Origin of the sequence: Agrobacterium sp. LMR679, assembly GCF_027157905.1 — a bacterium.
In the GTDB taxonomy this organism is placed as follows: Bacteria; Pseudomonadota; Alphaproteobacteria; order Rhizobiales; family Rhizobiaceae; genus Agrobacterium; species Agrobacterium leguminum.
This window is the reverse complement of record NZ_JAPVOJ010000001.1, coordinates 2,116,912-2,132,185: the sequence shown is the minus strand read 5'-3', so window position 1 is coordinate 2,132,185 and position 15,274 is coordinate 2,116,912. Positions and strand designations below refer to the sequence as shown.

General features: G+C 52.6%; 13 protein-coding genes and 1 pseudogene. 8 read left to right on the top strand and 6 right to left on the bottom strand.

Translation table 11 applies throughout. The annotated features are described in order from the left end of the window. Window positions 1-7 precede the first annotated feature (7 nt). The 8 genes and pseudogenes from O3W47_RS09880 (at window position 8) to O3W47_RS09845 (ending at window position 7,695) form a co-directional block, all read left to right on the top strand. Window positions 8-970, top strand: a complete 963-nt coding sequence (locus O3W47_RS09880; RefSeq protein WP_269313597.1) for an ABC transporter substrate-binding protein — start codon at window positions 8-10, stop codon at window positions 968-970. 97 nt (window positions 971-1,067) lie between these two features. Continuing rightward, window positions 1,068-1,964: a MurR/RpiR family transcriptional regulator gene (locus O3W47_RS09875; protein ID WP_269313596.1), complete on the top strand. Its 897-nt coding sequence runs from the start codon at window positions 1,068-1,070 to the stop codon at window positions 1,962-1,964. Between the two features lie 132 nt (window positions 1,965-2,096). Then, on the top strand, window positions 2,097-2,666 hold the full coding sequence (gene rfbC, locus O3W47_RS09870) for a dTDP-4-dehydrorhamnose 3,5-epimerase (RefSeq protein WP_269313595.1): 570 nt from the start codon (window positions 2,097-2,099) through the stop codon (window positions 2,664-2,666). A 2-nt stretch (window positions 2,667-2,668) separates the two neighbouring features. Then, window positions 2,669-3,724, top strand: coding sequence for a dTDP-glucose 4,6-dehydratase (gene rfbB / locus O3W47_RS09865; RefSeq protein WP_269313594.1), 1,056 nt, complete (start codon window positions 2,669-2,671; stop codon window positions 3,722-3,724). Window positions 3,725-3,728: 4 nt separating this feature from the next. Then, complete coding sequence (rfbD, locus tag O3W47_RS09860) at window positions 3,729-4,622, top strand: dTDP-4-dehydrorhamnose reductase (RefSeq protein WP_269313593.1); 894 nt, start codon at window positions 3,729-3,731, stop codon at window positions 4,620-4,622. Continuing rightward, window positions 4,619-5,486, top strand: a pseudogene (gene rfbA, locus O3W47_RS09855) (glucose-1-phosphate thymidylyltransferase RfbA). Before rfbD ends, rfbA begins: the two are co-directional and overlap by 4 nt. Window positions 5,487-5,557: 71 nt before the next feature. Then, entirely contained in the window at window positions 5,558-6,823 is a 1,266-nt protein-coding gene (locus O3W47_RS09850; protein WP_269313592.1) for a rhamnan synthesis F family protein, read from the top strand. Next, on the top strand, window positions 6,823-7,695 hold the full coding sequence (locus O3W47_RS09845) for a glycosyltransferase family 2 protein (protein ID WP_269313591.1): 873 nt from the start codon (window positions 6,823-6,825) through the stop codon (window positions 7,693-7,695). Before O3W47_RS09850 ends, O3W47_RS09845 begins: the two co-directional genes overlap by 1 nt. A gap of 212 nt (window positions 7,696-7,907) precedes the next feature. On the opposite strand, the gene O3W47_RS09840 is transcribed toward O3W47_RS09845, so the two are convergent. The 6 genes from O3W47_RS09840 to O3W47_RS09815 all read right to left on the bottom strand — a co-directional run bounded on the left by O3W47_RS09840 (window position 7,908) and on the right by O3W47_RS09815 (window position 15,257). Continuing rightward, on the bottom strand, window positions 7,908-9,569 hold the full coding sequence (locus tag O3W47_RS09840) for a rhamnan synthesis F family protein (protein WP_269313729.1): 1,662 nt from the start codon (window positions 9,567-9,569) through the stop codon (window positions 7,908-7,910). 138 nt (window positions 9,570-9,707) lie between these two features. Continuing rightward, window positions 9,708-10,829, bottom strand: coding sequence for a rhamnosyltransferase WsaF family glycosyltransferase (locus O3W47_RS09835; protein ID WP_269313590.1), 1,122 nt, complete (start codon window positions 10,827-10,829; stop codon window positions 9,708-9,710). Continuing rightward, window positions 10,721-11,722 (bottom strand): glycosyltransferase, encoded by a 1,002-nt coding sequence (locus O3W47_RS09830; RefSeq protein WP_269313589.1) that lies wholly within the window; start codon window positions 11,720-11,722, stop codon window positions 10,721-10,723. The genes O3W47_RS09835 and O3W47_RS09830 overlap by 109 nt, the downstream gene beginning before the upstream one ends. A 110-nt stretch (window positions 11,723-11,832) precedes the next feature. Further along, window positions 11,833-12,966, bottom strand: a complete 1,134-nt coding sequence (locus O3W47_RS09825) for a methyltransferase domain-containing protein (RefSeq protein WP_269313588.1) — start codon at window positions 12,964-12,966, stop codon at window positions 11,833-11,835. 169 nt (window positions 12,967-13,135) lie between these two features. After that, the gene (locus O3W47_RS09820) at window positions 13,136-14,266 is read right to left on the bottom strand and encodes a class I SAM-dependent methyltransferase (protein WP_269313587.1); all 1,131 of its coding nucleotides are present in this window, start codon (window positions 14,264-14,266) and stop codon (window positions 13,136-13,138) included. Between the two features lie 70 nt (window positions 14,267-14,336). Beyond that, the gene (locus O3W47_RS09815) at window positions 14,337-15,257 is read right to left on the bottom strand and encodes a GHMP family kinase ATP-binding protein (protein ID WP_212304098.1); all 921 of its coding nucleotides are present in this window, start codon (window positions 15,255-15,257) and stop codon (window positions 14,337-14,339) included. Between the last annotated feature and the right edge of the window lie 17 nt (window positions 15,258-15,274).

Here is a 15,274-nt window from a genome sequence, read left to right as displayed (position 1 = left end):
GTCCCCCATGCGCAAAACACTTCTCGCCCTTCTCCCGGCCGCCGCTTTTCTCCTCGGCACAGCCACGGCCCAGGCCGAAGAGACCAGCCGAAGCTTTACCGACGACCTCGGCCGCAGCGTTTCCATTCCGGCAAAACCGAAACGCATCGTGACGCTGCACGATATAGACCTCACCATTCCGCTGATCGAGCTGGGCGTGACGCCGGTGGGCAGCCACGGTCGCACGGGGGCGGACGGCAAACCCTATCTGCGCTCCAGCGCCATTCTGACCGGCGTTGATTTCGACGATAGCGACATTGCCTATATCGGCTCCATCAATGCCGATCTGGAGGCGATTATCGCCCTCAAGCCCGATCTCATACTGACCGAGCCTGACCGCCCCACCCCCGTTGAAAAACTGGCGCAGATCGCCCCCACCGTCGCCATTGACAATACCAAGGACGGCGCGCCGCATATTTATAAGGTGCTGGCCGAACTCACCGGCACGCAGGCGCGTCTGGCCGTGCTGGACCGGCGCTACCGCGCGCAGATCGAAGCGCTGAAGGCATCGGTCGATACCGGCGCCATAACGGTTTCGGTGTTCCAGCCACTCAACGGCAAGATCAGTGTCTACCACACCTATCGCGCACTCGGGCGCGTACTGCGGGACGCGGGGTTTCGTTTCCCCGCCATCATCGACGCCATTCCGGATGGCGACCGTATCGAGATCAGCGCCGAACGCCTGCCGGAACTCGACGCCGATATCATCTTCGATCCCTATCGCTCCGATACCGGCGCTTCGCCGCAGGCGGAAATCGACATGATGGAAACCGTAATGCCGGGTTTTTGCAATTTTCTCGAGGCCTGCCGCAACGGTCGGTACATCCTCCTGCCGCGCGAGGAAGCGATTTCCAACTCCTATGCCGCGCTCAGCCTCATGGTAGCTGCTGTCCAGTCGCATTTGACGGTGCGCCCAGCGCACGAGAAGTGACGGCAACGACCACTACGGACAAAAGCGCTTGCCTCCCGGCTTGGCGCGCTGCTAATTCGTGAAGAAGAGTAGAAAACTCAGCTTCACGGAAGAATTCATGCCGGCTGGCGAAACGCATACATCAAGGCTTCGGCGCACCGACCGTTTCGGGGAGCAGCTGCGCAAGCGCCGCGACCGCCTGTCACCGGGCCTGCTTGCCGTTGCCGAATATATTGATGGCCACCGCCATGCCGTTCTCGCCAAATCGGCGCTGGAAATCGGCTTCGAGACCAATACATCCGATGCGACCGTCATCCGCGCCATACAGGCGCTTGGCTTCCAGGGGCTGGTCGATCTCAAGGAAACGCTTGAGGCCTATCTGGGCGTGACGGATTCGCCCGTCGAAAAAATGGCGGCGACGACAAAATCCATATCCGGCAACTGCGATGCAGCGATAGATTTCGTGCTCGACAATCAGAAGAACACGCTGGAGATGCTCTCAAGCGTCGAAAACCGCGAAGCCATGGCGGCGGCCGTGCGGCTTCTCTCGCAAGCGCGCGGCATCGGCGTGCTTGGCATCGGCGCCTCCGGCATCATCGCCACCTATGCCGCAAGGCTGTTCCAGCGCTCGGGCGTCCATTCCTATGCGCTCAACGCCACCGGCATCGCGCTTGCCGAACAGTTGCTCGAGCTTGAAAACGGCCACGTCCTCATCATGCTCCTGCACGGCCGCGCCCACCGCGAAGCCGAGACCGCCATAGCCGAAGCCGGCCGCCTCGACATCCCGATCATCATGCTGCTCGGCCAGGAAGACAGCGTGCTCAAAAAACACGCCAACGCCAGCCTCTTCCTGCCCCGCGCCAAAAACGAAGGTGTAGCGCTCCACGCCCCCACCTTCATCGCCATGGAAACCATGGCTCTCGCCCTCTCTGCCGCCTGCCCCGAGCGAAGCCTTGAGACGCTGGAACGGCTGGTGGAGCTGAGGACGTCGATCAGGCCGCATAAGCGGGTTTAGAAACAAGCGTTCTGGATACTGTTCGACGGAGATTCCGTCGCTCTTGTGTGGGCGATCAATAAAGCGTTATTGACTGTACCTACCGATAAAGCCATATCACCCTAGGTAGGCAGACCAGACAGGATCCGCATAGTGCAACTAGAAGCATTCTCGATATCAGGCTTGAAAAAGATAACTCCGGCTCGTTTCGGTGACAGCAGGGGGTACTTCAGCGAAGTTTTCAAGAGGAATTGGTTTCGCGAAAATGTAGCGGATGTGGAGTTCGTGCAGGACAATGAATCCCTCTCCGCGCAGGCCGGAACCGTACGAGGGCTTCATTTTCAGACAGAGCCTTTCGCGCAGGGCAAGCTCGTTCGCTGCATTCGGGGCCGGCTGCTGGATGTCGCGGTGGATATCAGAACAGGATCGCCCACCTTCGGACAATGGGCGGCTGTCGAACTCTCACCCGAAAATGGCGAGCAGCTATGGGTCCCGGCGGGATTTGCCCACGGTTTCATGACGCTCGTTGACGACACAGTCATCTCATACAAAGTGACGGCGCCCTATAGTGCAGCCAACGACCGCGGCGTTAAATGGGATGATCCTGCCATTGGTATCAAATGGCCGAAGCTGGAAGGCTGCGTCCTTTCCGAGAAGGATGGCAAGCAACCACTTCTGTCGGAACTGCCTGGATATTTCACTTACCAAAACACTGGAAACTGATGATGCGCGTTCTAGTTACCGGCGGCGCCGGATTTATCGGCTCTGCCCTCGTACGTTATCTTGTGAGCGAGATCGGCGCGGATGTTCTCACTATCGACAAACTGACATACGCGGGAAATCTGGCGTCCCTCAAGCCAATCGAAAATGCACCCAATCACCGCTTTCTTCAGGCCGACATATGTGACCGGATCGCGATGAACGACGCATTCGCGACATTCCAGCCGGATTACGTGATGCATCTGGCCGCCGAAAGCCATGTCGATCGCTCCATAACCGGCGCTGCGGATTTTATTCAAACCAATATCAACGGCACTTTCACGATGCTGGAGGCGGCGCGGCAATATTGGAGCGGTCTTGCGGATGACGCCAAGGCGAATTTCCGCATGCTCCACGTGTCAACCGACGAGGTTTATGGCTCACTCGGGGACAACGGCCTGTTCGAAGAAACAACCCCTTACGACCCTTCGTCGCCATACTCCGCCTCGAAAGCCGCAAGCGATCATCTTGCCACGGCCTGGCAGCGTACTTATGGCCTTCCGGTCGTCATTTCCAATTGCTCCAACAACTACGGACCGTTCCATTTCCCTGAAAAGCTCATTCCGCTGATCATTCTCAACGCACTGGAAGGCAAGCCTCTGCCGGTCTATGGAAACGGCGCGAACATCCGCGACTGGCTTTATGTGGAGGATCATGCCCGCGCCCTGTGGCTCATCGTCCAGAAAGGTCTTGCCGGCGAGAAGTACAATGTCGGCGGCAGAAACGAGCAGAAGAACATCGATGTGGTCAACTGCATCTGCTCCATTCTCGATGAGTTGCGCCCGCAATCTAAGCCCTATGCAGAGCTTATCAAATATGTGACGGATCGTCCCGGCCACGATGCCCGCTATGCCATCGATGCGACCAAGCTCGAAACCAAACTCGGCTGGAAAGCGCAAGAAAATTTTGCCACTGGCATCCGCAAGACTGTGGAATGGTATCTCGACAATGCGTGGTGGTGGCAACCGCTTCGCGAGGGTGTCTACGCCGGAGAACGCCTCGGCGTTCTGACAAAGGGCTGAGCGAATGCGGCTGGCAGTTACGGGCAAAAATGGTCAGGTCGTCAGTGCTCTCCAGGCATTGGCGAGTGACGAGCTGGAGATCGTGGCTCTTGGTCGGCCGGAACTCGACCTCGCGCAGCCTGAAACTGTTTTGAAGGCGCTACGCAACGTAAAACCCGATGTCGTGGTATCGGCTGCAGCCTATACCGCCGTCGATAAGGCCGAAAGCGAGCAGGACGTCGCTTTTGCCGTTAATCGGGATGGAGCAAGGGCTGTCGCAAAAGCGGCAAGTGACATCGGCATTCCCGTCATTCATCTTTCTACGGATTATGTTTTCGACGGCACCAAGACCACCGCTTATGTCGAAAATGATCCGACAGGCCCCACTTCCGTCTACGGCCGCTCGAAGCTCGAAGGCGAACGAGCCGTTTCGGAGGCCACCGACAATTACGTGGTTCTGCGGACCGCATGGGTCTATTCGGAGTATGGCAACAACTTCGTCAAGACCATGCTCCGGCTGAGCGAGAACCGCGACGAAATCAACGTCGTTGCGGACCAGTTCGGGTGCCCTACTTCGGCCAACGATATCGCTACCGCGGTCGTAACAATCGCAAGAAAGCTCGTGGAAGATTCCTCAGCCCCTCTTCGTGGGGTGTTTCATCTGTCTGGCACCGGTGAAACGAACTGGGCGAATTTCGCGAAACAGATATTCGCCCTTTCCGCGGAAAACGGCGGGAAGTCCATTGTCGTCAACGACATCACGACAGCGCAATACCCTACCCCGGCCCGGCGCCCGGCAAACTCGCGGCTTGATTGCAGCAAGCTGGAAGAGGTTTACGGCATAAAGCTGCCGAGCTGGCAAACATCAACGCGCGCGGTCGTCACCGCTCTTGCGCAGAGCAAAAAGGAAACGCCATGAAGGGCATCATTCTGGCCGGAGGCAGTGGCACGCGCCTGCATCCGATGACATTGGCGGTCTCGAAGCAGATCCTGCCGGTCTACGACAAGCCGATGATCTACTACCCGCTGACCACGCTGATGCTGGCCGGCATTCGCGAGATTCTCATTATCTCGACACCCCATGACATGCCTCTTTTCCAGTCCCTCCTGGGTGATGGTTCAAAATGGGGTCTTTCCATTGAATATGCGGTCCAGCCGAGCCCGGATGGGCTGGCGCAGGCATATATGATCGGCGCGGACTTCGTGGCGGGTTCGCCGTCCTGCCTTATCCTGGGTGACAACATTTATTACGGCCACGGATTACCGGAACTTCTGCAGGCTGGTACGAGCGTTAACGACGGCGCTACGGTCTTCGCCTATCATGTGAACGATCCCGAACGTTATGGTGTGGTCGATTTCGATAGTGAAATGCGCGCCCTCTCCATCGAGGAAAAGCCGGCAAAGCCCAAATCCAACTGGGCGGTCACCGGTCTTTATTTTTACGATGCTGATGTGGTCCATATCGCCGCCAATCTCAAACCGTCCGCGCGGGGCGAATACGAGATTACGGATGTAAATCGAACCTATCTCGAGCGTGGCAAGCTGAAAGTATCCATCATGGGGCGCGGTTACGCGTGGCTTGATACTGGCACGCCGGAGAGTCTTCTTGAAGCCGGTGAATTCGTGCGAACGCTGGAGAAGCGACAGGGTTTCAAGATTGCATGCCCGGAAGAGATCGCGTTGAGCAAGGGCTTCATTTCCAAGGCGCAATTTGTCGAAATCGCCGAAAAAAGCCGGCAAGGGCGATTATGGCGTTTACTTGCGTAAACTTGCGAATGTATGATCCCGCTAATGGAAGTCGATCGATAGGCGGCATCAGGCTGTGCTTAAATTGGGTTTAGGTATCGACAATCGATGTATCAGTTAAAAACGCTGGGTCTTGAACCGGGCTATTATGATATAAGCGTCAGCAGCAAATCCGGTTTAGGCGCGATTGAAATTGCCGATCTCGATGATGTGGAGCGTTGCTGTCGTTTGGACTTCAGCTCGCGGAATATCCAATACAAGGTACATTTAAAAAAGCCGCTCCACAAAATAGTATTCAGTATAGAGAGTAATAAAGAATCCTCTAAAGGGTTTCCTATTTCATTTTCTAAAATAACGAAGACGTCTTTCGATTTGTGGAAAATCTTCCTCGCAACACAGAGGCATGCGCTCCAAAGCTTCGGACCCGGGGAAAAGCTACTATGTCTTGGAAGAAATGCTGATGATCGAGAAAAGGCAGCATTTGCGAACGTCGAATATCGATACCTGCACCTATATGGCCTCGATGACGCTTCCAGAGATAAAAATGGCTGGCGCTGGCTCGACGACGGCTGGCCTCTCGACAAAGCAAATAAACAGCCGATTTATACGAGAAAAATTCAGAGCTGTATTTATGTACATCTGCACTATGTCGAGACATGGGCTGAGATAAAAACGATTATAATTGGAGATTGCTCAGGAAGCGACGTGATCGTAGGTCTTACGGCAACCAATATCGAGTTTCAGACAGAAATTTTGAAGACATTTCCAAATGCCACTATAGTTGTTACGGAAAATCGCGGCAGAGATGTCGGGCCGTTCATGGAGCTCCTAAGACAGGGACGCTTCGATAAATATGATGCTGTCTGCAAAATACATGGAAAATTGTCGCTGAAAGATGGGAAGCAGACAAAGTCAGGTGAGAGAATTCGCCGTTATATATTTTCCAGCCTGATAAGAGATGGCGCGCGGGATCGCATACTCGACTTATTTGAAGCCATGCCAGATCTTGGCGTTATTGGGCCGAAAAACCTGAGTTTACCGAAAGCCGACCGTTCAGTGGCCCCGTACCTGAAAGGCGAACTGAAGCAAATAAGAAAAATTTCAAAACGCACCGGGCTGTTGTTGGAACCTGATGAAATACAGTTCTTCGTTGGAACGATGTTCTGGTTTCGCCCAACAGCTTTCCACAAAATTCGCGTGGCCGATATTGGTCTTCAAGACTTCGATTTCGAGAATGGTGCGAAACGCGGAACGTTACAGCACAGTCTCGAGCGGATGTTTTCTGCGTTTGTCCGTCAGTCCGGCTATAAGATCGGCACGGCTCAACCAGCGGTAAAATCCGACGGTACACATCACACAGTAGAATTTATCTGATGCATAAAGAGCCTTCAGTTTCCGACATCACCGTAGTATCCGTCTGTTACAAGAGTGACGCGGTTATCGGACAAATGGTCGCTTCAATCCCTATAGAAACGCCAATTATTCTCGTCGACAACGGGAAAACAAACCAGTTTCCATCCTTTCCCGCCGAACGCGCCATACATATAGAAACCCTCGAACAGAACGAGGGGTTTGGTGCGGGCTGCAATGCCGGCGCTGCAGTGGCAAAAACTCCTTGGCTGCTTTTTCTCAATCCTGATGCAACAATTCATCCTGGGAGCCTAGATCAACTTTTGTCGGCTGCGCGTCGGTATAAAGACGCATCCGCCTTTAATCCCCGTATAGAGAATAGTGATGGCTCAGAATATTTTAAGAGACGATCTTGGCTATTACCGCGCAATCGATACATGCCAAAAGGTTGGCCGCCTGTGGACTGTGCTATTCCCGTTCTGAGTGGAGCCGCAATTTTTGTTTCAAGAGAGCTGTTTCTAAAAGCAAACGGCTTCGACCCCAACATATTCTTATATCACGAGGATGACGATCTCTCTCTCCGACTCGCGGAATTTGGGCCACTCATGTTTATTCGAGATGCAGTCGTTACGCACGCCAATGGCAATTCCACAGCCCGATCGCCCGCAGTCGCTAGGTTTAAAGCATTTCATATGGCGCGATCACGAATTTACACAGGTCGAAAACACAAAAGACCGTGGCCTTTTTTATCAACGCTTATTCAAGCGCTTCTTTTGCTTCTCTCCCCACAAGCGCTCGTTTCGGCAAGACGCCGCGGCAAAGCAATCGGATTTCTAATGGGCTGCATTCTATATAAGGATATCGAAGAGCCATTTGAGCAGATGAGAACGAAATAGGATTACGAGGCTATGTCAGAGGTTCACTGCATCGCCACGAGCCCGCCCATTTTTGCGCCCTGGATTTTACTCTACTCGAAGTGAAACGGCGTGCGGTGCTTCCTTTGACAGCTGCGTCACAATTTCATCCAAAGCAAAGCCGTTCTGGGCCAACAATTCTCTCCAACCTGAAATGTTTTCATTTGTGGGATTGTCCCTAAGCAACTGGATCTTCACAAAAGGATAACCTTGCTGCAAAATTTCCCGCCATAGATTGATTGATGTATTGATACGCCTCCCCCAAGGGTTCGCCCGGGATCAAATAAAGCACCGCAACGAAGGCCTGCGCTTTCATATTTTGCTGTCATGGCGACTTCATAGGCCGAAATAATTCTGAATTTGTCCTTCCAGGAAACAACCTGGTCCCAAAATTTTCTTACGGCCGGATTCTCAAGGGCAGTTCGATTCAGCCTGATAAAGAAACTTTGCAGATGGAAATTTTCCATTTCACAGCCCGTCAAACCGGTAACATCAAACACTGATCGGTTGAGTTCCTCGATAATACGGGGCAAACGGTCTTCCGCTACGAAAACACTGTCATTTGCCATCAGAAGTGAATTCGCATCCCATAAATCAGGGCATCTCCTGAGGGCCGTGGCCCACAAAGCGAAATCGTAGCCGCTGTTTTCTCTGGCCGCGAAGGCGTCACATATATCGTTACCCGGATCTATAGCGCTGGCAACATCGCCCGTCGCTACTCCCAACGCAAAAATACGCAAACCCGCAGAACGAAGAGCCTGCATATAACGGAGAGCATGTGGGGAAAATGTTCCAGACTTGTTCAACAAACCGACAAAAAGACAAATGTCCTTGCCGGCAGGTGAATCAAGTGGTCGATGAATGATAAATCTGGCGTCGTCCAAACCCTCATATTGCAGAATATAGGATTTTTCTGTCGGCATTTCCGCAATGAGAGCACCTGTTCTCTTCACCAGCGGCAATAGAACGAGTTCCAACAGCCTCTCATTTACGAGGCCATTTGTCAGATCCTCCCCTGAAAAATTGAGCGCCTTCAGAGCAACGAGCGATGATTTTCTTACCAGCATACATCTTGGCGATCGCCCGGCAGATGCTATTTCAACTTCGTCAATGCCAAGCGCATCGAGCATTTTTTCCAGTCTTCTGCCGTTGCTCCAAGGCGTAACAATAGTACGGCTATCCGCGATACCGAATACTGCACCAATAGAAGGATTGGATCGCAGGAGATCCCATGCTGGACCGCATTCCTGCGCAGGATCACCGATCACTTCCTTCGCCCAAATAGAAAGCGCGACTTGGCTTTTCGGTGACAGGCCTTCACCATTCAATAGGAAGATGAAGCCACTATCCGGACAATCATCGAATTTGCGTGCAAACTGTTTTGCCAGACTCGCCAGCATCTCCGCTTGCAAAGCTTTCAAATCTTGCTTCGATAAAGTGACGGCCGCCTTATCGCGAATTCGCAATGCCGGGACCACGTCATTATCCGGGGCCTTCGTGTCCTGAAAAAACGAAAAACCGGAAATTTCCTGGATTGAAACACCCGGCGATCGCAGATCGATTTTTCTCAGCTTGCGACGGGGCAAAAAACTGCTGAGGATTTGCTTCTTCCTCATGCCGAATGACCGGATACCTCGGCGACGAACGAGCTTACCGGTAAAGGGTGAGTCAGCCGATACGGTCAACTTGAGGTTTTTCGCGTTGCAGCGCAGAAAATACAGATTTTTCTCACTGCGTGGCATTACGTAATAACTATTCGCCTCACCGTCAGATTCGATGGTAAAGATCAAAATATTGACATTCCGGCAATTCAACGAAAGGAAATACTTTCCCGGCTCGGAAATAGCGAACGTCATATCGTTCAAATTACTTTCCGATGAGACATTCATCTTCGACGCCAATTCAAAATCTTTATCCCAAAACTCCGTCGCGCGCGGCTACAGCCATCATGAAAAAACATGATGGCTGTACTCGTTACGCTTTCGCCTGAACCATCAAGCGACCTTACGGGCACCTTGGCGAAGCCTGTTCAATACCAGTTCTTCCACACGTTTGGCCATACCAAGTTCGTCAGGCATTCGTGACGTAAGTTCCAGTCCTCTTTGAGCCCGGCTAGATAATTCATCCCTGTTTTTCAATAGTGACGCCATCTGCCTCGCCATGATCTTCGGCTCAGGATCCGCCAAGAGGGCAATATCATTTCTGCCATCATAGTTAACCTCGTTGCCTGCCCGATCAAGATCGACCACCGGCGTCCCACAGGCCATCATTTCATAGGGAACCAGGCTCGGATTTGTCGTTGAGAACACAACGCCCAAATCAGCATCCGAGTAAGCCTGCGCAAGATCATGAATGGTTGGCATCAGACCTTTCAGTGTAATCGGAAAATCAAGCTGCCTTTCATCTATATTTCGCGCACCATAGAAAATGATCTCAACATCCGGCATCAGGCGGTGAAACTCCGACAGCATCGCCACCCCTAGCTCGTAGCAACGGCGCGGCATATCCGGCTTAGCGAAGAATATGATATTCTTTTCGCTTTTTTGGCGCTCCCGCGGGAAATAAACACTCCTATCGATCGGAAACTCGAAAAAATCAACCTCAGCATTAAAGTCTTTTCTGAGGACATGCGCGCACCACGGTCCCGACGATATACCGTAAAGTCCTTTTCGATAGGTGTTCTCTGCAAGAATATATTCCGTTCCCATCGGGGCGAACATCGGCTCGAAATCCTGGATGAAATACATTATTTCCCCGGTCATGCCTCGCGCTTCGAGCGCGGTATATACCGTAGACCAGTGCGTCGCGAACAGGACATCCGAGTAACGGAAAATCCCGTCATAGACCTTTATCTGCCCCTGGAAGGGATAGAAATGCTCATGCAGAAGCGCCCGGATTTCCGACGCGCTTTCTTCGACACCGGTGAAGATAAGCCCGACGTCGTGACCGAATTGCTCGAGGAAATAAGCCGCGCGGAGGATGTTGCGATGACCTCCACCGCCCAAAATCAGTCCTGGAATGATCCAGTCGATTTTTTTCTGTCCGTGTTCACCGGGAGGGCCTGAGAAGATGGGGAAACATCCTTCAGCGGCAAAACGTCGAGTAGTTTTGCACAAAGAGCTTCCTGGCCCCAACTGGACAGTGCCGCCTGCCGTGCACCCTCACCGATCCGCTGCCGAAGCGAAGCGTCCTGAATCAGCATCCGCAGTTTTTCATACCATTCGGCCTCACTGGCGGCGAGCATACCTGTCGTTCCGTCAGCCACCGCAATTTCGTAAGGTTCGGTTTTTGACACAACGCACGGAACAGCGAGAAGCGCAGCCTCGAACCATTTAAGTTCGCTCTTTGCCTCGTTGAAGGGATTCCCGATGACAAGAGGTGCGATGTTTATGTCGCAATCCGCCAATTCTTCCTGCATTTTTTGATAGGGCATGAAGTCGAGCCGCTCGACGCGCCCAGAGAATGAATCGAAACCCGATGGCAAATCCAATTCGCCAACGACAAGAAGGCGCAGTGACGGAAACTCTTCAAGAAGCCTGAGAATAGCTGGAGCTGCTACCGCGAAATCCTGATTGTGCGTGCGTGAACCTGAAAAATATCCGATCTTCAGAAAATCTCGTTCCGCTTTCTTCCTCTCTCGCAATACCTCTGCTTTTTCCGACTGAATTCGATTAAAGGTATTCGGCACAAGATATGCCGGCTGACCGAGGGCGGCAAGCGCAGCGACCAGCGGTTTAGTTGAGCCGATAACGGCATCGGTCTCAAGCAAAAATGCTCTATATCGGCGGACACCCTCAATGTAGGTAGCGCGCTCAGACTCAGGCAGAAGCTGAAAGCCGTCGATTTGATCGACCAGATCAGGTTCAAATACCAAATCATCGATATCAAAAAACGTTTTGATCGAATGGCGCTTTGCGTAACTGATGCAAGACGCCGTTAGATGGCTTTCCGGCGTTCGGAAAAACACGATAGCAGCAGGACGCCATCCATGCGCTTCAATACGGCCCATATGCTCTTCCCGCAGCACTTCGACCCGATAACCCCGGCTTGTCAGAGCTTCCACGGCGTTGAAGACACGATACCGTTTAGACTCCCCCGGCCAACAGCCAATAACATAAACTATATCCGGCCCAGGCCCAGTCTCGACCTGGCTCTTGGCTGAAACCGAAAGCTTGGCATCGGACGAAAGTGACCCAGACAGGGGGGCTGCAACGCCTTTCGTGCCCGCCTTTCTTTTCGGTATCTGGCGGAAAATGTGCGCAGGAAAAACCTGTTCGCCTCTCGAAATGGCGAGGTGACCTTCCAGCTCAAGGAAGAACGCATGTCCTGAACACGTTCGGAAAGCCGGGTGACGTCCTGCATCAATGCCGTCTCGGTTGGCCGCAGCGCAAACTTGGCTTTCATCTCTGCCATTGATTGCTCTTTTTGCGCAATCTGCGACTTCATCTCCGCAATAGAGCGCTCTTCTTGCTTAACCTGCTCCTCCAGATCGATCCGTCGGCGCTGCAGAATATCAACATCGCGCTCCAGCAGCTTGACATAGTCCTCGTTGTTCAAAACGGTGATATTCTCAATCGAAGCAATAGTTTCAGCGGCGCCATTCGTCGCTACGCCGATGATATAGTCGGCAGCGCTCAAATCGAAAGCAGGATGCATGAAATTTGGTTCGACCAAAACATCTGGCCGTTGGTAAGCGATGATCGAACCCATATAATTGTTCTGCTGGAAAAACCGCGCGTTGCGGAAAAGAGAACGAAATTTGCTCTCGAATTCATCAGCAGCGAATTCATGAATATGAAAATCGTTTCTTTTCTCTTCAAGGGCCCGCGGCGTGGACATCACCAGAATGCCGTCCTCCGCGAGGCAGGACATGATGCACTCAAAGGTCTTGTCAGGATTGGGAACATGCTCGATCAGTTCAAAGCAGACAATCAGATCAAACTTGTCTTCATAAGAAAACGCAGTCGCGTCACCGGTTTCAAATTTGATGTTCGGTCGCGCATAAAAAGCCCTGGCATGCTCGATCGCCTCCGCTGACAAATCAAAAGCGGTGACCGATTGGGCGCCGGCATCGGCCAGGATCGCCGAGCCGTATCCCACACCACAACCAATATCGAGGATTTTGGCGCCCTTTGCGAACTTCGACGCTAGCTTATAACGAGCAGAATGCTCCATATACATCTTGTCTGCAAAAAGCGGCTCGCAGTTTTCCGCGCCGGGCACGATACGCTCACCCGTAAATTCCAATGCCATCAGCACACTCCAAACCAACAATTATTATTTCGCTACAGTCTAATGACCGCATATTCAGTGCAAGTGGAGAGGGTTCCCGCTAAATGCCCACATGTTTTTGCACTCCATCATCGAGAGTATTGAACATTAGCGGATATGCATGCGGCATTTCAAAAAACAATCCCCGCTCTCACTCCGTCCCCAAATACTCGGCATCCATCCTGACGACTGTTCCGTCAAAATCTTCGGAGGCTAGAAGTCCGATCAAGGCGTTATGGTTTCCCGCGACGATTTCGGCTTCGTGTGCACCGTCAGAAGAGAAGAATGCGCCAAGGTCACTACCACCTGCGCCGGGATGCAAACCACCAGCTTTCACGTCTATCAACTCAGCTGTAACTCTATACTTCTCACCAGCTTTTACCGGAGAAAAACAAGATAGGCTTGACGATGTTCCAGGCTGCTTCGAAACCTTGCCCGGCGCAAAACTCCAGCCCTCTCCTAGCACCCACTGATCCGAAAACGCAAAGGAGGTATCCTTCACCATTCTCTTGTCGCTACGAGCCGGTGTTCTTGAGAAGTCGGCCGGATGGAGTATCTGCATGATTGCCAGACCACACGGATCTTTGAACACAGGTGAGACTGACAAGCCTGACTGAAGCACAATCTTTTCTACGGATGGATTGTCGGCACACCATTCCTCCAGAGCCCTATTCACGCCTCCGAGGTTGCTGTGATCTTGGTATTTAGCAAATGGCGCGGCATCGTGCATGCAGATCAGGCCACCGGGCGCAACCTCCGATGCCCAAAGATTAAGTTCATCAATCGTATGCCGATACTGATGCGAACTGTCGATGAAAACGAGCTCGGGCGCGTCGCCCAGGAAATCCCTTGCTTCTTTCGCAGCAAAACTGTCGGAGGAATCGCGTACCCAAGTCCTGCACGTCCCAGTGAGTCCACATTTTTCAACCCACTTGTCCGTAAAGGTGGTCACCGACTGATCAATATCAATTGACGCAATTTTCAGCCCACTCGCATAGCTCTTTGCGAGCATGCCTAGCAGGATGAGAGAATATCCAGCGTAATGCCCGCATTGAACGACCCGGCTGATTTTGTTCCCGAAAATCAGCCCTACCAATGCGTTAATGACGGATTGAGAGGTCTCACCCACGAGATTTTGGTCCGCCGTTTCTTTGAACCAATCCATGTAGAGACGCTTTTGGTTATCATCCAGAATCTGGAATAAAAACGGAGAAACTCCATTTTCGAAACCCTGCCACTTCAAACGGTTTTCAGCGGAAACCTGTGGTAATATCGAATTCATGCGTCCCCTCACGAGTTTGATTCTATCGCTGAAACGACAGCTGCCGTTTTATCGCGCTCATATATCCCTTCTAATCACTATACGCGATCGAAGCTCCAGCATAGTCGATTGATACGTTATGGAGTTCGAATTCGCTAAGGCTCTGTATAACCGCTTCACGCGCGAACCCCGGCGCATATACGAGAAGAAAGCCAGAGCCTCCCGCCCCAAGAAGCTTTGCACCCGTGGCGCCCGCTTCGAGAGCTCGCTCGTAGGCGTTGTCAATCAATGGGTTCGATATGCCCTGAGCGAGTTCACGTTTGCGGCGCCACCCTTCTTTGAGATATTCGCCAATCACGTCCACGTCACGGCAGATGTCGCCGCGCAGCTGTCTAGCCTGATCAGCCATGAATTTCAGGTTTTCGATGACATCCGCCTTCGATGCCGAATTCTTGCTCTGCCGCGCGAGGATTTCGCTCGCCGAACGTGTCCCTCCGAGATAAAACAACAGCAGGTTATTTTCGAGTTGCTCGCGCTGTTGTCCAGACAAAGGCACAGCTTCGTGCAGAACCGTTCCGTCACGTGTAAACTCGATAAAATTAATTCCGCCGAGAGCGCAACCATACTGATCTTGTTTGCCGATCGGTTCGCCAAGCTTCTCGATTTCAACGGCACAAGCCTGTTCCGCCAGTGCCGCGCGGGACACATGCCTTCCCTGATAGGCATGACACACATTCAGTAGTCCTACCGTGAAGGCACTCGACGACCCCATACCTGTTCCAGTGGGAACATCCGCACTCGAGCTCAGGTCCACTCGATCAACTTGCAGATCCGAAAACACCTGTCGGATGATCCGATGCTGAATCTGGTCGACCGTTTCGGGCGTCTCCACATGCGAGTACTTCAAAATATAGCCTTTCGGCTCGAAATACTCATGCATCGCCAAATATATATATTTCCGAATCGAGAAGCTTAAAACCGCTCCGCCGTGTTGTTGATAAAAGCTTGGCAAATCGCTTCCCCCAACAA